Raw genomic sequence first — 25,475 nt, 5'->3', positions numbered from 1 at the left:
AATTAGAGAAAATATGAAACGTTTATTGCCATTTTTAACAGACCTTGAGGCTTGGGTCGAACAATTAATTCCACTTAAGCAGATGACTTTAGATTCACGCCAAGTGACAGAAGGCGATCTTTTTATTGCTTTAAAAGGTCATCAGTGTGATGGGCGTCAGTTTATTCAAAATGCGATTAAACAAGGTGCGGCAATTATTTTGGCGGAAGCAGAAAATGATCAAGATGAAATTGAGTTAGATAGCCAATTTGCGCGTTATAATTTAGATCGCCGAGCCTGTAAGGTCATTACTGTTCCACGATTAGCGGAAAGATTATCAGCGATTGCAGATAGTTTTTACGCTAGCCCATCAGCAAGATTGAAGTTAATTGGCATTACCGGCACCAATGGTAAAACAACTACCGCTCAATTGTTAGCGCAATGGCATAACTTATTAGGCGGGCATTCTGCCGTAATGGGAACCATTGGTAATGGTTTATATGGACAGGAACAAGAAGCGATCAATACCACCGGTTCTGCTATTGAAGTACAACAAAATTTAGCCCGCTTTGTTGAACAGGGGGCTGATTTTTGTGTAATGGAAGTGTCATCTCACGGTTTAGCACAATATCGAGTAGAGGCGTTGCAATATGATCTCGCTATATTTACTAATTTAAGTCGTGATCATCTTGATTATCACCACTCAATTGCCACATATGAAGCGGCTAAATTCCGTCTATTTAATGCTTTACAGACTAAAGCACAGGTTTTAAATGCAGATGATCAAGTTGCGCAAAATTGGTTATCTATGTTGCCTAATGCTGTGCTAGTGAGTTGTGATCCAAACTTTACCAGTGAACATCAATTTGTTAAGGCTACTAAGGTTAATTTTAGCTTACAAGGTGCTTATATTGAGTTTGAATCAAGCTGGGGAAATGGTCAATTTCATAGTCAATTGAGTGGAGCATTTAATGTTACCAATATTTTGTTGGCATTAGCTGGTTTATTAACTTTAGGCTATGATTTAGCTAAATTAGTCGCAACGGCTTCCCAATTACGCTCAGTAACGGGTCGAATGCAAAAGATTTCTGCTATAACAGATAAAAATCAACCGCTTGTATTAGTGGATTATGCCCATACGCCTGATGCTTTGCAAAAAGCATTGCAGGCAGCGCGTTTACACACTAAAGGTAAATTGTTTTGTGTATTTGGTTGTGGTGGTGATCGTGATTGTGGTAAGCGTCCATTGATGGCGACTATTGCAGAAGAATTGGCGGATGGCGTGATTGTGACCAATGATAATCCTCGCACAGAAGATCAACACAAGATTGTGGCGGAGATTATGCAAGGCTTTGCAAAGCCTAATAATATCCTTGTCATTTATGATCGAGAACAAGCAATTCAACACGCGATTAAGCACGCTTCATCAGCAGATCTGATTTTGATTGCGGGTAAAGGTCACGAAAATTATCAAATTATAGGCACAATAAAACATCATTTTTCGGATCAAGAAATAGCGAGTAAGTATCTCTCACAATGATTTTATTGTCGCGTTCTTATTATCATTACCTTGCAAGAATAACATGATCAAATTAACGATTAAACAAGTTGCACAAATTTTGAATGGCCAGTTGATCGGAGATGAGCATTTAGTGGTGGAAGCAGTGAATACTGACACTCGCCAAGCGGTCGAAAATGGTTTATTTTTTGCTTTGAAAGGCAATCATTTTGATGCACATCATTATGTAGATCAAGCAATTGCTCAAGGCTGTATAACTTTAGTCGTGGAGCAACGGATGCCGATTAATGCACCGCAAATTATTGTTGCAGATACCCGTTTAGCATTAGGTGAGTTGGCAAAGTGGTTAAAAGCGAAATTGAACCCAAAAACGATTGCAATTACCGGTTCATCTGGTAAAACAACCGTTAAAGAAATGGCGGCAAAAATTTTGCAAAAGGTGACTGCTTGTGCTGATGAAGTGCTTTATACTTCGGGTAATTTGAACAATGATTTAGGTGTACCTTTAACCTTATTGCGGTTAACTGAACAGCATAAATTTGCGGTTATTGAGTTAGGTGCTAATCATCTTGGTGAGATTGCTTATACTACCTCAATAACTCAACCGGATGTGTGTGTAGTTAATAATGTTGCCGCAGCTCATTTGGAAGGATTTGGATCCTTGGCGGGTGTTGCACAAGCAAAAGGTGAAATTTATCGTGGTTTGCCCCCAGAGGGGATCGCCATTATTAATCAAGCGAGTTATTCATCCGCTTGGCAAACTGAGATTGGTTCACGTAAAGTGCAATCTTTTGCGCTTTATCCGTCAGCAGAGCATAAACCGGTTGATTTTTCAGCGGAAAATGTACATCTACATTTAAATGGTTCAATATTTACGCTCCATTCTCCACAAGGTGAGATTGAGATTAATTTGCCTTATTTAGGTGAGCATAATGTTAATAATGCATTAGCGGCTAGTGCATTAGTTATGGCTGTTGGTGCCGATTTGGCCGCGATAAAGGCGGGCTTAGAACAGCCTGTAGCGGTTAAGGGGCGGCTTTGCCCACTGCCAATAAATCGCTATTGTTTATTGATTGATGATACTTATAATGCAAATGTTGATTCAATGAAATCTGCTGTGCAAGTGTTAAAAAATTATCAGGCATTTCGTATCTTTGCCGTGGCAGATATGGGCGAATTAGGTAAAGATAGTGTTGCTTGTCATCAAGAGGTTGCTGATTTTGTGCGGAAAGCTGAGCTTGATTTGGTCGTCAGCTTTGGCAAAGAGAGTGCGGTAATCAGTAACCAGTCAACGCATCATTTTACCGATAAACAAGCAATGCATAATTTCTTAATGCCGATCATTATGCAAAAAATTGCAGAAAAGCAACCGCTAGTGTTGTTAGCTAAAGGCTCTCGTAGTCAAAAAATGGAAACGTTGATTTCTAGTTTATGTTCTTCTCTTCATTTTTCTTTTAAGGACAAATAATGTTAGTTTGGTTTGCGGAATACCTTCTCAAATATAACACTGCATTTAATGTAGTATCTTATATCTCTTTTCGTTCAATTATGGCGTTATTAACCGCGATGGCAATAGGCTTATGGATTGGTCCTAAAGTTATTAATCGTTTGCAAATTCTCAAGTTTGGTCAAGAAGTCCGTAATGATGGGCCAGAAAGCCATTTTAAAAAACGTGGTACACCTACTATGGGGGGTATTATGATTTTGGTATCTATTGGTGTGAGTTCATTGCTATGGGCAGATTTACGTAATCCTTATGTTTGGTTTACTTTATTTGTATTATTTGGTTATGGCATTGTGGGGTTTGTTGATGACTATTGGAAAATTGCACGTAAAAATACAGAGGGCTTAGTCGCTCATTGGAAATATTTTTGGTTATCTTTTATTGCATTTATTGCCGCTTTTAGTATGTATGCTATGGGTAAAGATACGGCTGCAACACAATTAGTCGTGCCATTTTTTAAAGAAGTTATGCCTCAATTAGGCCTTTTTTATATTATTTTAGCCTATTTTGTAATTGTTGGAACCAGTAATGCGGTTAATTTAACAGATGGGTTAGATGGCTTAGCGATTGTACCGACTATTATGGTAGCGGCTGCATTTGCTTTAATTGCTTGGGCTACGGGCAATATACATGCCGCTGAATATTTATATATTCCTTATATTAGACATAGTGGTGAATTAGCGATTATGTGTACCGCTATTGTTGGTGCGGGCTTGGGTTTCTTATGGTACAACACTTATCCTGCACAAGTATTTATGGGTGATGTAGGTTCATTATCACTAGGCGGTGCATTGGGTGTAATTGCCGTTTTGGTCCGCCAAGAGTTGTTACTGCTTGTAATGGGCGGGGTTTTTGTTGTGGAAGCGCTGTCGGTGATTTTACAAGTAGGCTCTTATAAACTTCGTCAGAAACGGATTTTCCGAATGGCACCTATTCATCATCATTTTGAATTAAAAGGTTGGCCGGAGCCACGAGTGATTGTTCGTTTTTGGATCATTACATTAGTTTTAGTCTTGGTCGGTTTAGTCACCTTAAAATTACGTTAAGCATTGCTTTGATTTAGTTATCTTGTGCGGTAAGCGGTTAGCTTTATTTGGTAAATATCATTAATAGATAAGAGATTTTATGATGCAAAATCAATATCAAGGCAAAATAATTACGATTGTCGGTTTAGGTAAGACGGGCCTTTCTTGTGTGGCATTCTTTGCAGAAAAACAAGCTACAATACAAGTGATTGATACACGAGAACAACCTGCAGGAATTGAGCATTTATCAGCCAATGTCGCATTGCATACCGGCAGCCTAAACCTAGAGTGGCTATTAGCGTCAGATTTAATTGTAATTAGCCCCGGTTTAGCATTAGCCACGCCTGAAATTCAAACCGCTATTCAGGCTGGTATTGAAGTTGTTGGTGATATTGAATTATTTGTCCGTGAGGCTAAAGCACCGATTATTGCGATTACTGGTTCAAATGGTAAAAGTACAGTGACCACGCTAGTGAGTGAAATGGCACAACAAGCGGGCATAAAAGTCGGTATGGGTGGTAATATTGGTATTCCCGCCTTAAGTTTGTTAAATAAAGGATATGAGCTGTTTGTGCTGGAACTTTCTAGTTTTCAGTTAGAAACGACCTATTCTTTAAAAGCAAAGGCCGCAACTATTCTGAATGTTAGCCAAGACCATATGGATCGCTATGCTTCAGGTGAGCATTATCGGCAAGCGAAATTGCGTATTTATGAAAATGCTGAATATGTGATTGTGAATGATAACGATCCACTCACTTATCCACTGCCGTCACAATCGGTGGGTAACTTGCGCCATTTTGCGGAACATGATGCACAGTATGCTATAAAGTATGATCAGCTTTGCAGTGGTGATCAAGCGGTGATTAATATTGATCAAATGTCATTAACAGGTCGCCATAATCAATTGAATGCTTTGGCTGCTATTGCTTTGGCAGAGGCAGCGGGCATTAATCGAGCGGGCATTATCAATGGATTACGCTGTTATGGTGGATTAGCTCACCGCTTTCAACGGGTGCCAACGAATGATGGTGTATGTTGGGTGAATGATTCAAAAGCAACGAATGTTGGTAGTGCAGTGGCTGCGTTAAATGGCTTACAGCTATCAGGTACTCTTTATTTATTATTGGGTGGTGATGGAAAAGGGGCGGATTTTTCAATGTTAAAAGCATTAGTTAATCAGCCACATATTGTGTGTTATTGCTTTGGTAAAGATGGAAAATCATTAGCTGAATTAACGACTAATAGTGTGTTGGTGGATACCATGCAACAAGCAATTGAGCAAATTCGTCCGCTTGTTAAGCAAGGGGATATGGTTTTGTTATCACCAGCGTGTGCCAGTTTAGATCAATTTAATAATTTTGAAGAGCGTGGCGATATGTTTGTACGATTAGCGCAACAAGCAGTTTAAGTAATGTATGGTTTAGAAATGTTAGAGAAAATTAAGTTAGAGTATGATAAGTGGGCGTGTTTAACCCCTAAAAATTCATTGTATGATCGCACGTTGGTTTGGTTGTTTCTCAGCTTGTTGATGATAGGTTTCATTATGGTGACCTCGGCCTCTATTCCGGTCAGCACTCGTTTAAATAATGATCCTTTTCATTTTTCCATACGAGATAGTATCTACTTAGCGTGTTCATTGTTGGCATTTGCTTTTGTGGTAAAAATTCCTATGCGGAATTGGGAAAAATATAATGTACCCTTGTTCTTACTTTCCCTACTATTTTTAGCCTCTGTGCTTATCTTTGGGCGTAGTGTGAATGGATCGATTCGTTGGATTCAATTAGGTCCGATCAATTTTCAGCCAGCTGAATTATCTAAGTTAGCGATTATTTGTTATTTCTCCAGTTTTTATGTACGTAAGTATGATGAGATGCGTAATAGATCGGCTAGTGTTATTCGCCCGATGGTTATTCTATTTCTTTTTAGCTCTTTATTATTATTACAGCCAGATTTGGGTAGTGTAGTGGTATTGTTTGTGTTGACTTTTACTATGCTATTTATTATGGGCGCGAAAGTGATGCAGTTTTTATTACTCATAGTGACGGCTTCTGTCTCGTTCATCTTATTAGTCTTAACTTCAGAATACCGGTTAAAACGCGTTACTTCTTTTTTAGATCCCTTTGCAGATGCTTATGGGGATGGTTTCCAGCTTTCTAATGCACAGATGGCATTTGGGCAAGGTCAGCTATTGGGACAAGGTTTAGGTAATTCAGTCCAAAAATTAGAGTATTTGCCAGAAGCACATACCGATTTTGTAATGGCAGTTGTTGCTGAAGAATTTGGGTTTATCGGCATTATCTTTATGGTGGTTTTGCTACTTTGTTTATCATTTCGTGCGATAAAAATTAGCCGAGATGCGCTTAAACTAGAAGCCCGTTTTCGCGGTTTTTTTGCATTTGGGGTGGCAATTTGGGTATTTTTACAAGGTTCAGTTAATTTAGGCGTTGCCTCAGGCGCATTGCCGACTAAAGGGTTAACTTTTCCATTGGTCAGTTATGGCGGATCAAGTTTAGTAATTATGTCGGTCGCTATCGCTATATTATTGCGGATTGATTATGAAAATCGCTTAACGAGAGTTGGTCACGCACAGATAAAAGAGCCATAATGCTGACCGCTAGGCGCAACAAGAAAATAAAGGAAGTGTTATGCCACATTTTTATGAATATTTAGAATTTAACCGTGATGAAGATCGTGAACATCAATTATATGTTTATGTTGGCGTACAACTTGAAGCGGATACCATTGCAAAAATAAAAGCATTAGAAACAGCCAGTGAGTGGTTAATTATGGCGGAACCTTATTGTCCTGATTGTGTAGAAGTTGTCGCTTATTTTCAGCGGATTAGTCAACTGAATCCGGCGATCAATGTGAAATATGTTGCTCATAAAGATAATACACAACGGCATTATTTTGATAGTGATAGACAGCAACAAGCGGTAATTGCGGTAGAAAAAATTCCAGCTATTTTTAATATTAGTTCAGCTGAAACTGAGTTAGTGTTGGCAGAATTTCCAGCGTTTTTAAAAGCTGAAATGGCAGAGCATCCCATGCAATTTGATGCATTAAAGGCAGATTTCCGAATGGGCAAATTTGGTAAACAGCTTGAAGCAGAGTTAGTCGAGATTTTACGCGTTAGTTGAACATATAAGGCAAAAAAGCCCGCTTCTTAAGTATAAGAGGGCTTTTTTGTTTGGTTTAGTTATTATGCATAATACGACTTACTCGGCCTGAGGCAATTTCTTCTTCACGAATCGTCATAATTTCACAGCCGTCTTGAGTTACAACAATTTGGTGTTCATATTGTGCTGAATGGCTACGATCTTTAGTTTTAACTGTCCAACCATCATTCATTAGTCTGATTTCTTTTTTGCCAGCATTCACCATCGGTTCAATCGTAAATACCATACCAGCTTGTAAAACGACACCACCATCATCAGAGTGATAGTGCAATACTTGTGGATCACAGTGGAATTCAGTGCCAATGCCGTGTCCGCAATATTCTCTCACCACTGAAAAGCCTTGTTTTTCTACATATCGTTGAATTTGTTTGCCAATCTCTTTTAAGCGAATACCTGCTTTGACGGTGCGAATACCAATGTAAAGCGCTTCTTGAGTTACTTCTAATAGGCGTTTATCACGAATATTAGCTTCTCCAACGACATACATTTTTGAGTTGTCCCCAAAATAGCCATCTTTAATCACAGTTACATCAATATTTACAATATCGCCTTTTTTTAGCTTTTTATCATCGCTTGGAATACCGTGGCAGACAACTTCATTGACAGAGATACAAACTGATTTTGGGAAACCATGATAACCTAAGCAAGCTGAAATAGCTTGTTGCTGATTGACAATGTATTCATGGCAAATACGGTCTAATTCACCGGTTGTGATATTTTCTTTTACATAAGGCCCAATCATCACTAATACTTCGGAAGCTAATTTACAGGCTTCACGAATTTTTTGAATTTCATCTGCATTTCTTAATGGAATTTTACTCATTTGATACTCTCTTACTTGAATTAATCTGCTGTTTTCGGCTGAAAAAAGTGAGGGATTATACCTTTTTTCAGCATAATCCCCAACAGGTTTATTTTAGTTTAAGTTTATTCAATAAGACGTTTAGTAATACGCCATATAAAGGTAAAAATAGCAATAAACTTACAAACAGTTTGAAAGCATAATCGATAGTTGCAATAGTGAACCAATGCTCTGCCATATAGCGATCACTGCTTTGGTAAAAAGCAACGGCAAAGAACGTAATGGTATCAATTAACGTGCCAAAAATAGTTGAACACATTGGTGCTAACCACCAACGATTGCCTTGCCGTAAGCGGTTAAATACTAAAATATCAAGCAATTGCCCGATCACGTAGGCTGAAAAACTCGCTAATGCAATGCGGAAAACAAATAGATTAAAGTTAGCTATGGCAGCAAATCCCTGAAATTGGGTTTCAAAGAAGAGTACTGAAATAAGGTAACTAATCAATAATGCCGGCAACATTCCGATAAAAATAATTTTACGTGCTAGGTTTGCTCCAAACACGCGAACGGTGAGGTCCGTTGCTAAGAAAATAAATGGAAAAGTAAAGGTTCCCCAGGTGGTAGGAATTACACTCTCAGTAAAAGGGAACTTGATCTCAAAGGTAATTTGTACCAAATAATTACTGAGTGAGATGATAAAGATATGAAAAGATGAAAGTAATATTAATGAACGACGCTTTTGTGCATCTGAAAAATCAATTTGAGTGACCATATTGTTCCTTTTTATAACGTGAGTCGAGGTAAGGGAACTCGACAATAAAATAAGGGGGCTATTATACGGAAATAAAACGATAAAAGATAATTTTATCGTAAATAACTTTTGCTGAAGCTTATCGTAATCGTTTGCGTTATCGCATATAATATCCAGCAATTTTTAAGGGAAGGAATTCAAAAATGCAAATTAGTTTAAAGAAAATTTATTCAGGCAAAGTGCGTGATTTATATGAAATTGATGATAAGCGGATGTTAATGGTTGCAACAGATCGTTTGTCAGCCTTTGATGTTATTTTAGCGGATCCAATTCCTGCTAAAGGTGAAATCTTGACGCAAATCTCCAATTTTTGGTTTAAAAAACTTGAGCATATTATGCCAAATCATTTTACGGGTGATTCTGTTTTCGATGTGTTAGCTAAAGAAGAAGCTGAGGCTATTCAACATCGCGCAGTGGTTTGTAAACGTTTAACACCTGTGAAAATTGAATCCATTGTGCGGGGTTATTTGACCGGTTCAGGCTTAAAAGATTATCAACAAACCGGTAGTATTTGTGGTTTAGCATTACCTGCCGGGTTAGTTGAAGCGAGTAAATTACCACAACCTATTTTTACGCCGTCTAGTAAAGCTGAAGTGGGTGATCACGATGTGAATATTTCATACGAAGAGTGTGAGCGTGAAATAGGCGCAGATTTAGCTGCTCAAATACGCACTGCTGCGATTGATCTTTATACCGAAGCGGCTAAATATGCCTTAACAAAAGGAATTATTATTTGTGATACTAAATTTGAATTTGGATTAGATGAGAATGGTGTATTAACGTTGATGGATGAAGTGCTAACGCCAGATTCAAGCCGTTTTTGGTCGGTCGAAACTTATCAAGAAGGGATAAATCCACCATCATTCGATAAACAATTTGTCCGTGATTGGCTCGCAAATAGTGGTTGGAATAAACAGGCACCTTCTCCTAAAATTCCTATTGATGTAATTGAGAAAACGGTGGCTAAATATCAAGAAGCATTGGATCTATTGACTAAGTAATCAAATATGATCTTATAATGAGTAAGCGGATATTAATTTCTATTAATATCCGCCTTATTATTGATGGGACGTTATGAGTAATATTTACCGCTTATTATTCAGCATTATCCGCTGCTACTAGGCAGATTCTCTAAAACGTTCTATTTTAGCGCCAATGCGACGTAACTTTTCTTCAATATGTTCATAACCGCGATCAATATGGTAGATCCGATCCACAATGGTTTCACCTGATGCAATACAACCGGCTAATACTAAACTGATTGATGCACGTAAGTCAGTTGCCATTACTTCAGCCGGCTTTAATTGCTCAACGCCCTGACAAATGGCTGTATTGCCCTCTATTTCCGCTTTCGCTCCCATACGATTTAATTCTGGGATATGCATAAAACGGTTTTCAAAAATGGTTTCGGTGATTCGGCTTGTGCCTTCTGCTACCGCATTCAACAAAGTAAATTGTGCTTGCATATCAGTAGGAAAACCGGGGTGTGGCATAGTGCGGATATTGACCGCTTTAGGTCGTTGACCTTTAGTGTCTAGCGTAATGCTATTTTCGGTTACAGTCACTTCCATACCGGCTTCACGTAATTTCTCAATAACGGCATCTAATGTGTCTGCTTTTGTGCCTTGGCAAGTAATTTTGCCGCCTGATATTGCCGCGGCAACTAAAAATGTGCCGGTCTCAATACGATCTGCCACGATATGATGCTGACAACCGGTTAAGCGTTCCTTACCTTTAATTGTGATCGTATCTGTTCCTGCACCTGAGATTTCTGCTCCCATTGCATTTAAAAAATGAGCAGTATCGACAATTTCAGGTTCACGTGCGGCATTTTCAATGATAGTTGAACCTTCTGCGAGGGTTGCTGCCATCATAACTGATAGGGTTGCTCCTACGCTGACTTTATCCATATAGATACGTGCACCTTGTAAGCGACCATTGGCAGTTGCTTTGACATAGCCTTCGTCAAGCTCAATAATTGCCCCCATTTTTTCGAGGCTAGTAATATGCATATCAACCGGACGTGCGCCTATAGTGCAGCCGCCTGGTAATGAAACTTGCCCTTGGTGAAAGCGTGCAACAAGCGGTGCTAATGCCCAAATTGATGCGCGCATTGTTTTAACCAATTCATAAGGCGCTACATAATGTTGAATATGACTTGCATCAATTTGTACTACGCCGTTTGCATCACGTTCAATAACCACACCTAATTTGCGTAGGATTTTAAAGGTAGTGTCCACATCTTTTAAATCGGGTACATTAGTTAAGCTGATAGGCTCCTCTGCTAAAATAGTTGCAAACAAGATAGGTAGGGCTGCATTTTTAGCACCTGAGATATCAACCGTACCCGATAATTTATAAGGGCCGTGAACACGAAATTTTTCCATTATTAAAATCCTTAAAAATTGATAAATAGTCAGCTTTTTGCAAAAAAATGAATATTTAGACCGCTTAGGTGTAGGTGATGGTCACGTATTTCTTATGGCAATTAGCTAGCAACATTCAAAAATCGTTCTTTTCTCCATTGTTCCGTTGAAAAGACTTTGATCGTTAATGCGTGGATTGCATTTGTAGCAAAATATTCGCTCAGTGGAGCATAAACCGCTTGTTGCTGTTTTACTTTTGATAATTGAGCAAGTTCATCACTTACAACAATAACGCCATAATGTGAGTTTTCACCTTGTGCGTGAATTTCAACCGCATTTGGTAGGGCATTACGTAAAATTTCTGCTAATTGTGTAGGTTCCATTTTAATCCTTAGTCTGTTTTACTTTTTGTTAAAAATGAGTCTAACCAATCTTGTAAGCCAAATAAACCTGCCAATGTTAAGATAACATCTGGTACATTGATTAAATAATTTGTGCTTTGTTTTTGGTAGTGGTTTAGCAATTCTATGAGTAATGCAAAACCAGCGGAATCGATTCGTAGCAGATGGTTTAAATCCCAATAAATTGTTTCATTATGTGGGTTAGATAAAAAAGAAGCACGTTGCTTCCATAAGGGTAGCAACGTGTCTCGAGTTAATTCACCTGATAATGTTACAAAAAGGCTTCCATTTTGCTCTTGAATACCGAATTGTAATGTTTTTTCTGGCATCATAAAATAAATTATTTATTTAAAGTGATAGGTTGTTTAGCCGATTTTTCTACTTGATTAGTTAATGCATCAATACCTTGTTGACGTAAGATATTACTCCATTCATTTTGTTTGGTGGCAACCATACTGACTCCTTCTGCAGCCATATCATATGCTTGCCATTCACCTGTTTTGCTGTTTTTACGCCATTTAAAATCTAATTTAATGGGTGGTGTGCTACCAGAAGATAAAACATTTACGCGGATACTGACAATAGATTTATCGCCAAGTGGTTTTTCATTTTCAATTTGTATTTGTTGATCTTCATACTGTGTTAAGATTTGCGCATATGCTTGTTCGATAAATTTACCAAAAGCATTGAAAAACTTTTCGCGTTGTGGCTCTGATACAGAAGAAAGTGATTTACCTAACACTAATTGTCCAGCATATCTGATGTGTACGTATGACATTAAGTCTTCACGTACGATATCACGTAAATATTCAGGATTCGCTTTGATTTTAGTTTGATTGTTTTTAATATTAGTGAATAATTTATCCGCAGTTTTTTGCATTAATAGATATGGGTTAGTTTCAGCAAATGCTTGTGTTGAGCATAGTGTAGCTAATGCAATCGCCGTGGTAATAATAACTTTTTTAAGCTGTTTTAACATGTAAATCTCCAAATGATAAAATGAATCGGTCACTTTTAATCATCAACGAATATCTCGTTGTGTTTAAATAGTGTCGTGTTTTAATTTACTCTACTTCTTATTATTCAGTGGTTGCTGATTTTTTATCGCCATATAAGAATTGCCCAATTAAATCTTCTAAGACAATCGCTGAATTGGTATCGGCAAAGCTATTTCCTTCTATCATATATTCCGTTTCGCCTTCTAGCATAAAGCCAACATTTAATGCAATATATTGCTCACCTAATAAGCCTGAAGTTTTAATTGAAAGCGAACTCGTATCAGGAATTTTATTAAAAGCTTGGTTTATTGCTAAAGTGACTCTAGGAGTATAGGTTTGAGGATCTAAATCGATGTTTGAAACTCGACCAATTACAACTCCACCAACTTTAATCGGTGAATGGTTCTTTAGTCCGCCAATGTTATTAAAAGTTGCATATAGCGTATATGTTTTTTCAGTGGTAAAGCCTTGTACATTAGCAACACGTAAGCCTAAAAACACTAAAGAAGCTAAGCCAAATAAGACAAATAAACCGACCCAAAATTCGTACTTGATTGATTGACGCATTTTTTATTTCCTTTCTTGAGTTAACCGCCAAACATCATGGCAGTTAAAATAAAATCTAAGCCTAACACGATTAATGATGCATGTACCACCGTACGTGTAGTGGCTTGGCTAATACCTTCTGATGTAGCAGTTGAATCATAGCCATTAAATAATGCGATCCAAACAACAGCAATAGCAAAAATGATGCTTTTAATAAAACCATTGATCAAGTCTTGTCCATTTACAGAGTGTTGCATGACTGACCAAAAACTGCCGCTATCAACGCCTTTCCAGTCCACACCAACTAATGAACCGCCCCAAATACCAATAGCGGTAAAAATGACCGCTAAAATTGGCATTGAAATAACCCCTGCCCAAAAGCGAGGCGCTATGACTCGTCTTAATGGATCCACCGCCATCATTTCTAGGCTTGATAGCTGTTCTGTTGCTTTCATTAGTGCAATCTCAGCCGTTAAGGCGGAGCCGGCACGTCCTACGAATAATAAAGCCGTGACTACAGGGCCTAATTCGCGTAATAATGACAGTGATATTAACGTGCCTAAACTTGATTCGGCTGCAAAATCGACTAACACAACATAGCCTTGTAAGGCTAATACCATGCCAATAAATAAGCCAGACAGTATAATAATCAATAATGACTGTACGCCTAAGATGTACAGTTGTTTGATTAATAAAGGCGTATGTTTACTAAATTGCGGTTTGCCAATTAATGCACCCCATAACATCAGTGTTGCACGCACAAAAGTTTTCACTAGCTGTATGCAATGCTCACCTAAGGGATTGATAAAATTAAGCACCGAATAACTCCTCTATATAGTTTTTAGCAGGGTAGTGGAAATGTACCGGACCATCGGATTTGCCAGCCAAAAATTGTATCACGCGAGGATCTTGGCTTGCTAATAGTGTGTGTGGCGTTCCTTCTGCAATCACGTGCTTATCGGCAATAATATAAGCATAATCTGCAATGCTTAGAATTTCAGTCACATCGTGTGAAACAACGATGGAAGTAAGGTTTAATGCTTGGTTTAATTTTTGAATTAATTCAACGATGACGCCCATACTAATCGGATCCTGACCAGTAAAAGGTTCGTCATACATAATTAATTCAGGATCAAGTGCGATAGCGCGTGCTAATGCGGCACGACGCGCCATACCGCCCGATAATTCTACGGGCATAAGTGTCGCTGCGCCGCGTAATCCGACCGCTTCCAACTTCATTAGCACCAGTTTATGGACTAACGCTTCAGGAAGTTGAGTGTGTTCCCGAATAGGAAATGCAATATTGTCGAAAGTGTTAAGATCGGTAAATAAAGCACCGGATTGAAATAGCATTCCCATGCGCTTACGAAGCTTATAAAGCGTGTGATTGGAAACTTGGCAAATATCTTGGCCATCAAATAGGATTTGTCCTATTTCAGGCATAATTTGACCGCAAATTAAACGTAATAACGTTGTTTTACCGATTCCCGATGGCCCCATAATGGCAGTAATTTTTCCTTTTTGCACACGCAAATTAAGGTTTTCATAAATTACCCGCTTGCCACGTTTAAAGGTAAGGTTTTTTATTTCAACCAAGTCTCTCTTATCACGCATTGGAATTTTCTTCGTTAGAGTATAAAAATAGTTGGCAATACTCTATCAAGTCGTTATTAAAGTCAAAGGATTTTTAAATTATGGTGAAAAATTCACCGCTTACCTGTAAAAGACAGAACGCTATAGTTCGTTTATTTTATCAACAGTTATTTTGTTTTTAGTGAACCGTTGTTTAATTACACTGTCGTAAATAACACAGTTAATTTGACACTTATTTTATAAATTAGAGCATATACAAGGATGATACGAATGAATAAAGTCATGAAAAAATCAATTTTATCTTCATTAGTCTTAGGTTTAAGTGTACTTTCAGTACCTACTATGAGCCAAGCGGTATTACCGACAATATTAGGCGGTCAAGCATTACCAAGTTTAGCACCTATGATTGAAAAGGTTCGCCCGGCAGTAGTCAGTATTGCTATTGAAGGTAAAACTAAAGTTGAAAATGCACAATATAAACGTGAACTTCCGGAAGAACTTCAATTTTTCTTTGGCCCAGATATTTTTGGCGAGCGTTTTGCTGAACAACGTAATGTGCCACGTAATTTCCGAGGCCAAGGATCAGGCGCAATTATTAATGCTGAAAAAGGCTATGTGATTACTAATAATCATGTCATTAAAGATGCAGAAAAAATCACCATTAAATTAGAAGATGGGCGAGAATTTAAAGCGAAATTAATCGGTTCAGATGCGTTATCGGACGTTGCGCTAGTGCAAATTGAGAATCCTAAAAATTTAACGGAACTTAAATTTGCGGATTCGGATAAATTACGTGTAGGTGATTATAGTGTTGCAATTGGTAATCCTTTTGGTTTAGGGCAAACGGTGACATCTGGTATTATTTCCGCATTAGGCCGTTCGACCGGCAATTCTGATGAAAGTTATGAAAATTTCATTCAAACAGATGCTGCGGTTAACCAAGGTAATTCAGGTGGTCCATTACTTGATTTAAATGGTGAATTAATCGGTATTAATACGGCTATTATTTCACCAAGTGGTGGTAATGCAGGGATCGCTTTTGCTATTCCATCAAATATGGCAAACAGTTTAGTACAACAAATTATTGAACACGGCGAAGTACAACGTGGTATGTTGGGCATTAAAGGCGGTGAATTAAATTCTGATTTAGCCAAAGAATTTAAAATTGATGCTCAACAAGGTGCCTTTGTGAGTGAAGTGTTAACTGATTCTGCGGCAGCAAAAGCGGGCTTAAAAGCAGGTGATGTGATTATCGGCTTGAATGGTAAACGTATTAATGGCTTTGGTGAATTACGCGCAAAAGTTGCTACTTCAGGTGTAGGCAAAGAGATTGAATTGACTTACTTACGCGATGGTAAAGAACAAAAAGCTAAAGTAATGTTAGAAGCAGATAACAGTGGTAAAAATGGCAAAAATAAAGATTTAATTGCCGGTTTAAAAGGTGCTGAGTTTGCTAATATCAATAAAAATGGCGTCAAAGGTGTTGAAATTGTCAAAATTCAAAAAGGATCAATGGCAGAATACCGTGGCTTGGCAGAAGGTGACGTGATTGTTGGCGTTAACCGAGTATTGATTGAAAACATTAAACAATTGCGTGAAGTGTTGGATAAGAAACCTGCAGTTATTGCATTAAATATTATGCGTGGTGGTTCTAATTTCTACCTTATCATACAATAATTGTATCATTAACCCCAAAAGCTCATCTTGTTTGATGGGCTTTTTTATTCGGCGAATATACGAGAAAAATCTAATTGAGGCTGTTGGAAAGTAAAACCTGCCGCTAATAAGCGTTTAGGCACAAGCGGTTGATTATCGAGTAATAGTTGCGAACGCTCGCCTAATAATAAGTGTAAGAGGAATGCGGGCAGATTAAAGACCGCATAACGTTTGAGGCTTTTAGCCAGTCGCTGATTGAAAACGGCATTAGTAATAGGCTCAGGTGCAACCAAATTAAACGCGCCACTACAGTTTGTGTTTTTCAACAAAAATAATATTGCCTGAATATGGTCAGCTAAGCAAATCCAAGGCCAATATTGCGCGCCTGATCCTAATTGACCCGCTAAATTCAAACGGTAAAGCGGTAACATTTTTTTTAAAGCGCCGCCCTTTTGGTTTAATACCATTCCAGTCCGGATTAAGCAAACTCTTGTCTGCTGACTTTGCGCATTTAACGCGGCTTTTTCCCATTCAAGACAGATCTTTGCACTAAAGTGCGTGCCTGCAGGGGTTGATTCATCATAGAAATGGTTGGAATGCGCTAAATTGCCGTAATAGCCACAGGCTGATCCTGAAATAAAAGTATGCGGTGGATTTTGCCCCGCATTGATCAAATTAACTAATTGATGAGTCAAATTGACGCGACTGGTTAATAATCGTTGTTTTTGTTTGCTCGTCCAAGCCTTATCAAAAATAGGCTCACCTGCTAGATTAATGACCGCATCAACGTGATCTAAGTGATGCCAATCTGTCAGTTTTTGACAAAAAGTCACCGCTGGTAAGCTTGAGGTTAATTGCGCTTGACGAGTGAGAATCGTCAACTGATGCCCTGCTTGGAGAAGTGCTTTTGTTAATGCTTTTCCTATGAAGCCTGTGCCACCGGTGAGTAAAATATGCATTAAAATGAAGACTCGAAAAGGGTAGTGATATTTTTGATTAATGTTTTCATCGGCGTGGAGCATGTCGGCGTGATAAAAATCGTATCATCGCCGGCAATGGTGCCTAGAATTCCTTCACTCTTGCCCATCGAATCTAATAACCTCGCAATTAGTTGCGCAGCACCCGGGCTAGTTTTTACTACGATCAACACTTCATTATAATCAATATCTAACACTAAATTTTTTAACAGGCTAGATGTAGTTGGAATGCTCAATTCAGTCGGCAATTGATAGACCATTTCCATTTTGGTATTACGTGTTCTGATTGCACCAAATTTAGAAAGCATTCGCGATACTTTAGATTGATTAATATTTTTAAAACCGAGCGCTTGCAGTGCGATTACAATTTCACTTTGTGAACTACATTTTTCTTGCTTTAGTAGCATTTTAAAAGCTTCTGACAAGCGGTCTAATTTTTCCATATATCCTCTTTGAACTGATTTTCGCTAAATCTACGGTAATTTGGGCGAAATTATCTTAAAAAAGCCAATCTAAATCAATTATTCGCGATATTTTTGTGAAGAATTTGCTTTATTTCACATTAATTTAAAGGAGTATTTGATACACTTGCTTTAGTTTCATTTTATAACCATTTATGATTAGGAGTTACTATGAAAGTTACTGTATTAGGTGCTGCAGGTGGGATAGGGCAAACGTTATCTCTGTTATTAAAGCTTCGGTTACCGGCGGGGGCAGATTTAGCACTATATGATATTTCGCCGGCTACGCCGGGCATTGCAGTTGATATTAGCCATATTCCAACCTCGGTCAATGCGATAGGGTATGCGGGTGAAGATCTGTCCGTCGCGCTAAAAGATACCAATTTGGTGATCATTACCGCAGGTATTGCACGTAAACCGGGTATGACTCGTGCTGATTTATTTAATATTAATGCCGGTATTGTGAAAGATTTAGTTGAGAAAGTTGCTGAGGTTTGCCCAACGGCTTGCATTGGCATTGTGACTAATCCGGTTAATACATTGGTGCCGATTGCTGCTGAAGTATTACGTAAAGCGGGGGTATATGATAAAAGTAAATTATTCGGTGTAACAACGTTAGACGTTGTGCGTGCTAAAACATTTGTATCAGAATTAAAACACAAAAATGTTGAAACAGTCACTGTGCCAGTCGTGGGGGGGCATTCAGGGACAACTATTTTACCGCTTCTTTCGCAAGCCTTAGCGGAAGGTCGGTTATTAGATTTTTCACAAACAGAAATTGAGTCGCTTACTCAGCGGATCAAAAATGCAGGGACTGAAGTGGTGGAGGCTAAAGCTGGTGGCGGTTCGGCAACGCTGTCAATGGCAGAGTCAGGTGCACGTTTTGCGCTAGCTGTCTTTAAAGCACTATTAGGAGAAGATTGCGTGCGTTATGCTTATGTCCAAAGTAAAGAAGGCTCAGGATATCCGGAGTTTTTTGCACATCCTGTCCGCTTTGGTTTAAAAGGTATTGAAGAAATTCTGCCGATTGCGCCATTAAATGAATATGAACAAACGCAGTTTGAAGAACTTAAGCCTATATTAGAGGCGGATATTGAATTGGGTAAGAAATTCGTTAATCCATAAATGGATCTTTAAAGTTAAAAAAGAGTTGGTTATACCAACTCTTTTTTTATGTGAGTCGTATTGGTTAATTATAATAATGATACATTTAACGAAGCATTTGAACCCACGATTCTTACACGTTTACCCGGTAAAAAGCCCGCTTCTTTTTTCTGTACAACTACAATCTCTTGGCCATTATCTTTACGAATAACTATTTCTAAAGAAGTAACTTGATTTGCTTTTTGTTCGACAGTATTACCAATGACTGCACCGGCTACTGCGCCAACTGCGGTGGATAAGGCACGTCCAGTACCACCGCCGATTGCACTGCCTGCAACACCACCAAGTACACCGCCGCCAACAGCACCTAATAAACCTTCATCAGCGGTTTGTGCTTGAATTTTTACTTCACGAATTGAAACGATGGTACCATAACTAATTGCACGAGCTTCTTTTGCTTGCTCCGCTGAATAAACGCTGCCGCTAAAAATATCAGTATTTGCACAACCTGATAAAATTAAGCTAGACATTAACGCTGCAGCTAAACTACATTTTTTCATATTTTTCTCCGGTTAATAATTGCTCATATAAAATTTTCTGAGTGAACGATTTGTTTTATATCATAGGGATGCAGTTTTAGGCAATATGGATTGCAATAAGTTGCATTTTTTAATGAAATTGCAATAGTTGGATTGGGTAAGTTTTCGCCCATAACAAGCGGTTGGCTTATTTTAATTTTTAGTGCCTCATTTTCTACTAATTTAAATTGAGTTAAACAGCGTGTAATCCACTGTTCAACCGATTCAGCTTCTTGCATTGCGACCACAATTTCAATATGTTCCCAACCTTCAGTCAGATAAGTTTTGCCTTTAGGGAACGGTAATTCAATCACATTGACTGTTTGCCCCAAAAAGTTGACCGCTTGCTTAAGCGAAAATAAGCAAATTGGGCGGCCATTTACTTGATTTTCGGTTAATAGTTCGCCATGTTGTTCAAGTAGCATTCGCCATTGTTGTGCGGTTTCAATGGTGTTCATCCGAACGGCTAAATGATCTATTTGAAATTGATCGAGTGCTATTTGCGCTAAATTTGCTATTTGTTCAATTTGTTGTGAGAATAAAAATAAATCACCAAAACAAGCGGCCATTTTCTCGAAAAATGTTGTATTTTCTTGTATCATAACGTGTTTTCCGTAGGGTGTGTTTAAGCACACTATCAACATAATGAATATCTTATTGGTGTGCTGCGGCGCATCCTACAAATTAAAGGTCATAAATTCGTGAATATTCAACAAATTTTATCAGACAAAATAAAACAAGCAATGATGATTGCTGGGGCTGAAGCAAATGTTGAGCCACTTGTTCGCCAATCTAGTAAGCCAGAATTTGGTGATTATCAGGCAAATGGTGCAATGGCAGCCGCTAAAAAATTAGCAATGAATCCGCGAGAGTTTGCACAAAAGATTTTAGATAGCCTTGATGTAAGTGATATGGTTGATAAATTAGAAATTGCTGGGCCTGGTTTTATCAATATTTTCTTAAAGCCAAGTTGGTTAGCAAAACAGGCTAATTCTGCATTGCAAGCGGTTAATTTTGGTATTAAAACGGCTCAACCACAAACCATTTTGATTGATTACTCTTCGCCAAATGTAGCAAAAGAAATGCACGTTGGTCATTTACGTTCAACGATTATCGGTGATGCGGTCGTTCGTACGCTTGAATTTTTAGGCAATAATGTGATCCGTGCTAATCACGTTGGTGATTGGGGAACCCAATTTGGTATGTTAATTGCTTATCTTGAGAAAATGGAAAATGAGCAAGCCAGTGAGATGCAATTAAGTGATCTAGAAGCATTTTATCGGGCGGCTAAGGAATCTTATGATAGCGATCAGATTTTTGCTGAAAAAGCCCGTAATTATGTCGTTAAACTACAAAGTGGTGATGAATATTGTCGGACAATGTGGAAAAAGTTAGTCGATATTACTATGCACCATAATCAAGAAAATTACGACCGCTTAAATGTAACCTTGACAGAAAGAGACGTTATGGGTGAAAGTTTATATAATCCGATGTTGCCTGAAATTGTTGCAGACCTAAAAGCCAAAGGATTAGCGGTTGAAGATAATGGCGCTGTTGTTGTTTTCTTAGATGAATTTAAAAATAAAGATGGCGACCCGATGGGTGTGATTGTACAAAAAAGTGATGGTGGTTTTTTGTATACCACGACTGACATTGCCGCAGCTAAATATCGTTATGAAACATTAAAGGCCGATCGTGCTTTGGTTTTCTCTGATTCTCGCCAAGCACAACATATGCAACAAGCGTGGTTAATCACCCGTAAAGCAGGTTATGTACCTGCATCATTTAGTCTTGAACATCCATTTTTTGGTATGATGTTAGGTAAAGATGGCAAACCATTTAAAACGCGTTCAGGTGGCACGGTTAAATTAAAAGATTTATTAGATGAAGCAGTAGAACGCGCAGATAAATTAATTTCAGCACGATCGACTAATTTAACTGTAGCAGAAAAAAGCGCGGTAGTAGAAGCGGTCGCAATTGGCTCAGTTAAGTATTCCGATTTATCCAAAAATCGCACGACAGACTATGTTTTTGATTGGGATAATATGTTGACTTTTGAAGGTAACACGGCCCCTTATATGCAGTATGCTTATACGCGTATTCGTTCAATTTTTGCCCGTGCTGAGATTGATCCAGATACACTTACTGGCGAAATGCAATTAACCGAAGAAAAAGAACGTACATTAGCGCTTAAATTATTGCAATTCGAGGAAGCATTAACTGCCGTGGCTAAAGAGGGAATGCCACATATTCTTTGCCAATATTTATATGAATTAGCGGGGATTTTCTCAAGTTTCTATGAAGCTTGCCCAATGTTAAATGCAGACGAAGCGATTAAGCATAGTCGTTTACGTTTGGCTAGTTTAACGGCGAAAACATTAAAACAAGGTTTAGATTTACTTGGTATTAAAACAGTAGAAAAAATGTAATATTAAGATTTTTATCTAGTAAATGGTTAAAATATGCTTAGAATTGAACCGCTTTAGTCCGCTTTTTTAATGTTTACTTTGCTAAGATAAGAATCAGGAGAAAAAAATGAAATTTATTGATGAAGCACTGATTCGCGTAGAAGCAGGCGATGGTGGTAATGGTTGTGTGAGTTTCCGCCGTGAAAAATATATCCCTAAAGGTGGCCCTGATGGCGGTGATGGTGGTGATGGTGGTGATGTTTATTTAATTGCGGACGAAAATCTTAACACCTTAATTGATTACCGTTTTGAAAAACATTATGCAGCAGGTCGTGGAGAAAATGGGCGAAGTGCTGGTTGTACGGGGCATCGAGGCAATGATATTACGTTAAGAGTGCCTGTTGGTACACGAGCGATTGATAATGATACAAAAGAAGTTATTGGTGATCTCACTCAACACGGTATGAAAATGCTAGTGGCTAAAGGTGGCTATCACGGTTTAGGTAACACGCGCTTTAAATCCTCAGTGAACCGAGCACCACGCCAAAAAACCAATGGTACGGCGGGTGAAAAACGTGACTTATTACTTGAATTAATGTTACTAGCAGATGTGGGAATGTTAGGGTTACCGAATGCAGGTAAATCGACGTTTATCCGTAGTGTATCAGCAGCAAAACCAAAGGTTGCTGATTATCCATTTACTACCTTAGTGCCAAGCTTAGGTATGGCACGAGTGGGTTCAGATCGTAGTTTTGTCGTGGCAGATATTCCAGGCTTAATTGAAGGTGCGGCAGAAGGTGCAGGCTTAGGAATACGCTTTTTAAAACATTTAGAACGCTGTCGTGTGCTGATTCATTTGGTGGATATTATGCCGATAGATGAAAGCGATCCGGCACAAAACATCACAGTGATTGAATCTGAGCTCTATCAATATAGTGAAAAACTAGCAGATAAACCAACGTGGTTGGTTTTCAATAAAATTGATACTATTGGTGAAGAGATTGCTGCTGAGCAAGCTAAAAACATCGCAGAGCAGATCGGTTGGCAAGGAGACTATTACTTAATTTCTGCCGCAACCGGGCAAAATGTCCAACAATTAACTCGTGATATAATGGACTTTATTGAAGCAAACCCTCGACAAATAATCGAGGAAAATAAAGCCGTTGATGAAGTTAAATTTAAATGGGATGACTATCACCAACAAGCAATGCAACATCCTGTCGAAGAAGATTGGAGTGATTTTGATGATGAATGGTCAGAAGAAGACGAAGAAGGCGTTGAAATTATTTATGAACGAGGCTAATCAAAAAAGCGAGGGTTAAAACTCGCTTTTTTATGGTAGAAGCGGTTGTTTTTGGCAAAAATTTTGCAAATTCGACCGCTTTTTTATCTACTTAACTTTTGACGAACGATTTCAAATAAACAGACGCCTGTTGCGACTGAAACGTTCAAAGATGAAACTGAACCAGCCATTGGAATACTGACTAGTTGGTCACAGTGTTCTCGTGTTAAGCGTCGCATACCGTCACCCTCTGCGCCCATAACTAAGGCAATAGCACCTGTTAATTGGCTAGTATAAATATCAGTAGTTGCTTCACCAGCGGTGCCAACAATCCAAATTTGATGTTTGTCTTGTAATTCACGTATTGTTCTAGCAAGGTTGGTAACTCGGATTAAGGGCATAGTTTCTGCTGCACCACAAGCTACTTTTCGTGCTATAGCCGTTAATGTTGCGGACTTATCTTTGGGCACAATCACCGCATCTACACCCGCAGCATCGGCAGTACGTAAGCAAGCGCCCAAATTATGCGGATCAGTGACACCATCTAAAATAAGTAACAAAGGATTGCTTTTGTGTTGAAGAAGCTCATCAAGATCATATTCATTTAATTCTTTTTGCGGAATAATTCTGGCAATAATACCTTGATGTACTTCGTCTTGCGCTTTGTTATCTAATGTTTGGCGGTTAACTTGTTGAACTGAAATGCTTAGACGTTGTAATTCATCTAATAATGGATTAAGGCGTTTGTCTTCTCGGCCTTTTAATACAAATACTTCAATCAGACGTTCAGGTGCATTAGCTAAAAATGCGTTTACGGCGTGAATGCCGTAAATTTGTTCACTCATTGGATTTCCTTAACAAAAGCGGATGAATGTTATTACAATAACATTTTGATGATTTTATCTAATTTGACTCGACCAAATTTTTTTAATAGTTTTTGAACTTCAAGCGGATAATCTTTAATCGTTTCTAAGTTGCTATAATGGCTAAGCTCTTGAGTAAATGTACGGATTTGTGTTAATTCAAGGGCGGCTTTTTCAGCTAACTCTGCTTTTGGATCATCAAGTAAAATTCCATTCTCAGCATCTAAGCCCCACGCACGAGGGTTTAAATTATTACCGGTCAATAAAATATAGCGGTTATCTACCCATAATCCTTTTAGATGGTAAGTATTTTCACCGTCTTTCCATAAACGTATAGTCAATAGTTTATTCTGTATGTAACTGTCAAAACGCTTTGCAAACGCTCTTAAATTTTTTTCATATAGATAAGGCAATGCTGCCGCCATAGTAAATTTTTTGTCTGGTGGCGTGTAAAAATCATTCGCTTTTTTATTACCCGCAATAATTTCCACTTGTTTTCCATTTTCAAGTAACCATTTTATCCGAGTGATTAATGAACGTGGAAAATTGAAATATGGTGTACAAATTGTGAGCTTGTTTTGTGTTTTATAGAATAACGCTTCAATGGTCTTGTTTAATTGATTTTTACGTCCAAGCCCTGCAATAGGCGAAAGCATTAATCCGTTACTTTCTGGCTGTTCAGCAAATTGATATTGTTGTTTAGTTAATTGTTTACGGAACGCTTTAATGGCGGGACGAATATTCGCCGTTACAGGTCGTTGCATATTATCCAACCGATTAACGGCGTGATCAGTCAAAATATGTTGCTGTAAAAAGGTGACTAAGCTGTCAGCTAATACTTTATTTTCAAGGGTATGATAGCGATCGTAACGGTAGCGGTCGAATTGTTGTAAATAGACGTTATTAATGCTAGCACCGCTATATAGAATGGTATCGTCAAAGATAAAACCTTTTAAATGGAGTACACCAAAGATTTCTCTGCCATTAATTGGAACGCCCCAGACAGCAATTTCTTGTTCGGGCGGAAGATTATATTGCTGTTTCATATTCGCGTACCAATCAGCGTTTGAGAAGGTGGTTTTTTCACCAATACGCCCTCTTTGTGCTCGGTGCCAATCTACTAAAATTTGGATATCTAATGCGGGATTAGCTAATTTTGCTTGATATAATGCCGCTAAAATTTGTTGACCTGCTTCATCTTGTTCAAAGTATAAAGCGGTCAAATAAATGCGAGATTTTGCGGTGTTGATAAGCTGTAAAATGCGTGCTTTAAACTCGCTACTACTTGCTAGGAAATCAACTTTGTCTGCTTGCTGAGGGATAAAGTTGAGTTTCGCTAGCTGTTTTTGAGCATGGTTAAGTTTATTTATAATAAGCATTCTACTATTCCTATTTCGAACTTAGTCTGTGTTAAGCAGTC

General features: G+C 38.3%; 26 protein-coding genes. 11 read left to right on the top strand and 15 right to left on the bottom strand.

The features are described from left to right. The first annotated feature begins 13 nt into the window (after positions 1-13). The 6 genes from murE to BMX01_RS04290 all read left to right on the top strand — a co-directional run bounded on the left by murE (position 14) and on the right by BMX01_RS04290 (position 7,167). Positions 14-1,519 (top strand): UDP-N-acetylmuramoyl-L-alanyl-D-glutamate--2,6-diaminopimelate ligase, encoded by a 1,506-nt coding sequence (gene murE, locus BMX01_RS04315; protein ID WP_064082292.1) that lies wholly within the window; start codon positions 14-16, stop codon positions 1,517-1,519. A 43-nt stretch (positions 1,520-1,562) separates the two neighbouring features. Continuing rightward, positions 1,563-2,966 (top strand): UDP-N-acetylmuramoyl-tripeptide--D-alanyl-D-alanine ligase, encoded by a 1,404-nt coding sequence (gene murF, locus BMX01_RS04310; RefSeq protein WP_064082291.1) that lies wholly within the window; start codon positions 1,563-1,565, stop codon positions 2,964-2,966. Then, complete coding sequence (gene mraY / locus BMX01_RS04305) at positions 2,966-4,048, top strand: phospho-N-acetylmuramoyl-pentapeptide-transferase (RefSeq protein WP_074647830.1); 1,083 nt, start codon at positions 2,966-2,968, stop codon at positions 4,046-4,048. The genes murF and mraY overlap by 1 nt, the downstream gene beginning before the upstream one ends. An 82-nt stretch (positions 4,049-4,130) precedes the next feature. Next, on the top strand, positions 4,131-5,435 hold the full coding sequence (gene murD / locus BMX01_RS04300) for a UDP-N-acetylmuramoyl-L-alanine--D-glutamate ligase (protein ID WP_074647827.1): 1,305 nt from the start codon (positions 4,131-4,133) through the stop codon (positions 5,433-5,435). An 18-nt stretch (positions 5,436-5,453) separates the two neighbouring features. Then, positions 5,454-6,632, top strand: coding sequence for a putative lipid II flippase FtsW (gene ftsW, locus BMX01_RS04295; RefSeq protein WP_064083018.1), 1,179 nt, complete (start codon positions 5,454-5,456; stop codon positions 6,630-6,632). A gap of 40 nt (positions 6,633-6,672) precedes the next feature. Next, positions 6,673-7,167 (top strand): thioredoxin family protein, encoded by a 495-nt coding sequence (locus BMX01_RS04290; protein WP_064082289.1) that lies wholly within the window; start codon positions 6,673-6,675, stop codon positions 7,165-7,167. Positions 7,168-7,222: 55 nt separating this feature from the next. Here the strand turns inward: BMX01_RS04290 and map are convergent, their stop codons facing one another. Next, the gene (gene map, locus BMX01_RS04285) at positions 7,223-8,029 is read right to left on the bottom strand and encodes a type I methionyl aminopeptidase (protein WP_064082288.1); all 807 of its coding nucleotides are present in this window, start codon (positions 8,027-8,029) and stop codon (positions 7,223-7,225) included. Positions 8,030-8,117: 88 nt separating this feature from the next. Continuing rightward, on the bottom strand, positions 8,118-8,783 hold the full coding sequence (locus tag BMX01_RS04280) for a 7-cyano-7-deazaguanine/7-aminomethyl-7-deazaguanine transporter (RefSeq protein WP_064082287.1): 666 nt from the start codon (positions 8,781-8,783) through the stop codon (positions 8,118-8,120). Between the two features lie 182 nt (positions 8,784-8,965). Between BMX01_RS04280 and BMX01_RS04275 the strand changes: the two genes are divergently transcribed. Next, positions 8,966-9,823, top strand: a complete 858-nt coding sequence (locus BMX01_RS04275) for a phosphoribosylaminoimidazolesuccinocarboxamide synthase (RefSeq protein ID WP_064082286.1) — start codon at positions 8,966-8,968, stop codon at positions 9,821-9,823. 117 nt (positions 9,824-9,940) lie between these two features. Here BMX01_RS04275 and murA read toward each other — a convergent pair whose 3' ends face one another. From murA to BMX01_RS04240, 7 genes are all read right to left on the bottom strand, one after another. Continuing rightward, positions 9,941-11,209 (bottom strand): UDP-N-acetylglucosamine 1-carboxyvinyltransferase, encoded by a 1,269-nt coding sequence (gene murA, locus BMX01_RS04270; protein ID WP_064082285.1) that lies wholly within the window; start codon positions 11,207-11,209, stop codon positions 9,941-9,943. A 101-nt stretch (positions 11,210-11,310) separates the two neighbouring features. Beyond that, positions 11,311-11,571 (bottom strand): BolA family protein, encoded by a 261-nt coding sequence (locus BMX01_RS04265; RefSeq protein WP_064082284.1) that lies wholly within the window; start codon positions 11,569-11,571, stop codon positions 11,311-11,313. Positions 11,572-11,579: 8 nt separating this feature from the next. Continuing rightward, positions 11,580-11,921, bottom strand: coding sequence for an STAS domain-containing protein (locus BMX01_RS04260; RefSeq protein ID WP_064082283.1), 342 nt, complete (start codon positions 11,919-11,921; stop codon positions 11,580-11,582). Between the two features lie 8 nt (positions 11,922-11,929). After that, positions 11,930-12,568, bottom strand: coding sequence for a phospholipid-binding protein MlaC (gene mlaC, locus BMX01_RS04255; protein ID WP_064082282.1), 639 nt, complete (start codon positions 12,566-12,568; stop codon positions 11,930-11,932). A gap of 100 nt (positions 12,569-12,668) precedes the next feature. Continuing rightward, a complete protein-coding gene (mlaD, locus tag BMX01_RS04250; RefSeq protein WP_064082281.1) occupies positions 12,669-13,154 on the bottom strand; it encodes an outer membrane lipid asymmetry maintenance protein MlaD in 486 nt (161 codons plus the stop codon). Between the two features lie 20 nt (positions 13,155-13,174). Continuing rightward, positions 13,175-13,951 carry a lipid asymmetry maintenance ABC transporter permease subunit MlaE gene (gene mlaE / locus BMX01_RS04245; protein ID WP_064082280.1) on the bottom strand — a complete coding sequence of 259 codons (777 nt, stop codon included), beginning with the start codon at positions 13,949-13,951 and terminating at the stop codon, positions 13,175-13,177. Beyond that, on the bottom strand, positions 13,944-14,747 hold the full coding sequence (locus tag BMX01_RS04240) for an ATP-binding cassette domain-containing protein (protein ID WP_064082279.1): 804 nt from the start codon (positions 14,745-14,747) through the stop codon (positions 13,944-13,946). Before BMX01_RS04240 ends, mlaE begins: the two co-directional genes overlap by 8 nt. Before the next feature lie 249 nt (positions 14,748-14,996). Between BMX01_RS04240 and BMX01_RS04235 the strand changes: the two genes are divergently transcribed. Then, complete coding sequence (locus BMX01_RS04235; protein WP_064082278.1) at positions 14,997-16,403, top strand: DegQ family serine endoprotease; 1,407 nt, start codon at positions 14,997-14,999, stop codon at positions 16,401-16,403. 44 nt (positions 16,404-16,447) lie between these two features. Here BMX01_RS04235 and BMX01_RS04230 read toward each other — a convergent pair whose 3' ends face one another. Both BMX01_RS04230 and argR read right to left on the bottom strand, forming a co-directional pair. Further along, complete coding sequence (locus tag BMX01_RS04230; RefSeq protein ID WP_064082277.1) at positions 16,448-17,341, bottom strand: TIGR01777 family oxidoreductase; 894 nt, start codon at positions 17,339-17,341, stop codon at positions 16,448-16,450. Next, on the bottom strand, positions 17,341-17,802 hold the full coding sequence (gene argR / locus BMX01_RS04225) for a transcriptional regulator ArgR (protein WP_064082276.1): 462 nt from the start codon (positions 17,800-17,802) through the stop codon (positions 17,341-17,343). Before argR ends, BMX01_RS04230 begins: the two co-directional genes overlap by 1 nt. Before the next feature lie 189 nt (positions 17,803-17,991). On the opposite strand from argR, the gene mdh reads away from it, so the two are divergent. Further along, positions 17,992-18,945 carry a malate dehydrogenase gene (mdh, locus tag BMX01_RS04220; RefSeq protein ID WP_064082275.1) on the top strand — a complete coding sequence of 318 codons (954 nt, stop codon included), beginning with the start codon at positions 17,992-17,994 and terminating at the stop codon, positions 18,943-18,945. A 68-nt stretch (positions 18,946-19,013) separates the two neighbouring features. Here mdh and BMX01_RS04215 read toward each other — a convergent pair whose 3' ends face one another. Then, positions 19,014-19,484 carry an outer membrane lipoprotein gene (locus tag BMX01_RS04215; protein WP_064082274.1) on the bottom strand — a complete coding sequence of 157 codons (471 nt, stop codon included), beginning with the start codon at positions 19,482-19,484 and terminating at the stop codon, positions 19,014-19,016. A gap of 23 nt (positions 19,485-19,507) precedes the next feature. Further along, complete coding sequence (locus tag BMX01_RS04210; RefSeq protein WP_064082273.1) at positions 19,508-20,104, bottom strand: VOC family protein; 597 nt, start codon at positions 20,102-20,104, stop codon at positions 19,508-19,510. A 99-nt stretch (positions 20,105-20,203) separates the two neighbouring features. On the opposite strand from BMX01_RS04210, the gene argS reads away from it, so the two are divergent. Both argS and cgtA read left to right on the top strand, forming a co-directional pair. Further along, positions 20,204-21,931, top strand: a complete 1,728-nt coding sequence (gene argS / locus BMX01_RS04205; protein WP_064082272.1) for an arginine--tRNA ligase — start codon at positions 20,204-20,206, stop codon at positions 21,929-21,931. A 106-nt stretch (positions 21,932-22,037) separates the two neighbouring features. Further along, positions 22,038-23,213, top strand: a complete 1,176-nt coding sequence (gene cgtA / locus BMX01_RS04200) for an Obg family GTPase CgtA (RefSeq protein WP_064082271.1) — start codon at positions 22,038-22,040, stop codon at positions 23,211-23,213. 83 nt (positions 23,214-23,296) lie between these two features. Here cgtA and rlmB read toward each other — a convergent pair whose 3' ends face one another. Both rlmB and pssA read right to left on the bottom strand, forming a co-directional pair. Next, positions 23,297-24,037: a 23S rRNA (guanosine(2251)-2'-O)-methyltransferase RlmB gene (gene rlmB / locus BMX01_RS04195; RefSeq protein ID WP_064083412.1), complete on the bottom strand. Its 741-nt coding sequence runs from the start codon at positions 24,035-24,037 to the stop codon at positions 23,297-23,299. A gap of 32 nt (positions 24,038-24,069) precedes the next feature. Then, on the bottom strand, positions 24,070-25,434 hold the full coding sequence (gene pssA / locus BMX01_RS04190; protein WP_064082269.1) for a CDP-diacylglycerol--serine O-phosphatidyltransferase: 1,365 nt from the start codon (positions 25,432-25,434) through the stop codon (positions 24,070-24,072). Between the last annotated feature and the right edge of the window lie 41 nt (positions 25,435-25,475).

This window comes from [Haemophilus] ducreyi, from assembly GCF_900109315.1.
Taxonomy (GTDB): domain Bacteria; phylum Pseudomonadota; class Gammaproteobacteria; order Enterobacterales; family Pasteurellaceae; genus Haemophilus_B; species Haemophilus_B ducreyi.
The sequence above is the reverse complement of the archived record's forward strand: the minus strand, read 5'-3'. Positions and strand labels throughout refer to the sequence as shown.

Bases quoted from the DNA above. Each gene is read 5' to 3' on its own strand.
- BMX01_RS04215 (WP_064082274.1), bottom strand. From the start codon at position 19,484: ATGAAAAAATGTAGTTTAGCTGCAGCGTTAATGTCTAGCTTAATTTTA.
- murE (WP_064082292.1), top strand. From the start codon at position 14: ATGAAACGTTTATTGCCATTTTTAACAGACCTTGAGGCTTGGGTCGAA.
- mlaC (WP_064082282.1), bottom strand. From the start codon at position 12,568: ATGTTAAAACAGCTTAAAAAAGTTATTATTACCACGGCGATTGCATTA.
- pssA (WP_064082269.1), bottom strand. From the start codon at position 25,434: ATGCTTATTATAAATAAACTTAACCATGCTCAAAAACAGCTAGCGAAA.
- argR (WP_064082276.1), bottom strand. From the start codon at position 17,802: ATGGAAAAATTAGACCGCTTGTCAGAAGCTTTTAAAATGCTACTAAAG.
- mraY (WP_074647830.1), top strand. From the start codon at position 2,966: ATGTTAGTTTGGTTTGCGGAATACCTTCTCAAATATAACACTGCATTT.
- BMX01_RS04290 (WP_064082289.1), top strand. From the start codon at position 6,673: ATGCCACATTTTTATGAATATTTAGAATTTAACCGTGATGAAGATCGT.
- BMX01_RS04275 (WP_064082286.1), top strand. From the start codon at position 8,966: ATGCAAATTAGTTTAAAGAAAATTTATTCAGGCAAAGTGCGTGATTTA.
- cgtA (WP_064082271.1), top strand. From the start codon at position 22,038: ATGAAATTTATTGATGAAGCACTGATTCGCGTAGAAGCAGGCGATGGT.
- murA (WP_064082285.1), bottom strand. From the start codon at position 11,209: ATGGAAAAATTTCGTGTTCACGGCCCTTATAAATTATCGGGTACGGTT.
- BMX01_RS04265 (WP_064082284.1), bottom strand. From the start codon at position 11,571: ATGGAACCTACACAATTAGCAGAAATTTTACGTAATGCCCTACCAAAT.
- BMX01_RS04235 (WP_064082278.1), top strand. From the start codon at position 14,997: ATGAATAAAGTCATGAAAAAATCAATTTTATCTTCATTAGTCTTAGGT.
- BMX01_RS04230 (WP_064082277.1), bottom strand. From the start codon at position 17,341: ATGCATATTTTACTCACCGGTGGCACAGGCTTCATAGGAAAAGCATTA.
- murD (WP_074647827.1), top strand. From the start codon at position 4,131: ATGCAAAATCAATATCAAGGCAAAATAATTACGATTGTCGGTTTAGGT.
- map (WP_064082288.1), bottom strand. From the start codon at position 8,029: ATGAGTAAAATTCCATTAAGAAATGCAGATGAAATTCAAAAAATTCGT.
- BMX01_RS04210 (WP_064082273.1), bottom strand. From the start codon at position 20,104: ATGATACAAGAAAATACAACATTTTTCGAGAAAATGGCCGCTTGTTTT.
- mdh (WP_064082275.1), top strand. From the start codon at position 17,992: ATGAAAGTTACTGTATTAGGTGCTGCAGGTGGGATAGGGCAAACGTTA.
- mlaD (WP_064082281.1), bottom strand. From the start codon at position 13,154: ATGCGTCAATCAATCAAGTACGAATTTTGGGTCGGTTTATTTGTCTTA.
- BMX01_RS04240 (WP_064082279.1), bottom strand. From the start codon at position 14,747: ATGCGTGATAAGAGAGACTTGGTTGAAATAAAAAACCTTACCTTTAAA.
- murF (WP_064082291.1), top strand. From the start codon at position 1,563: ATGATCAAATTAACGATTAAACAAGTTGCACAAATTTTGAATGGCCAG.
- ftsW (WP_064083018.1), top strand. From the start codon at position 5,454: ATGTTAGAGAAAATTAAGTTAGAGTATGATAAGTGGGCGTGTTTAACC.
- BMX01_RS04260 (WP_064082283.1), bottom strand. From the start codon at position 11,921: ATGATGCCAGAAAAAACATTACAATTCGGTATTCAAGAGCAAAATGGA.
- BMX01_RS04280 (WP_064082287.1), bottom strand. From the start codon at position 8,783: ATGGTCACTCAAATTGATTTTTCAGATGCACAAAAGCGTCGTTCATTA.
- rlmB (WP_064083412.1), bottom strand. From the start codon at position 24,037: ATGAGTGAACAAATTTACGGCATTCACGCCGTAAACGCATTTTTAGCT.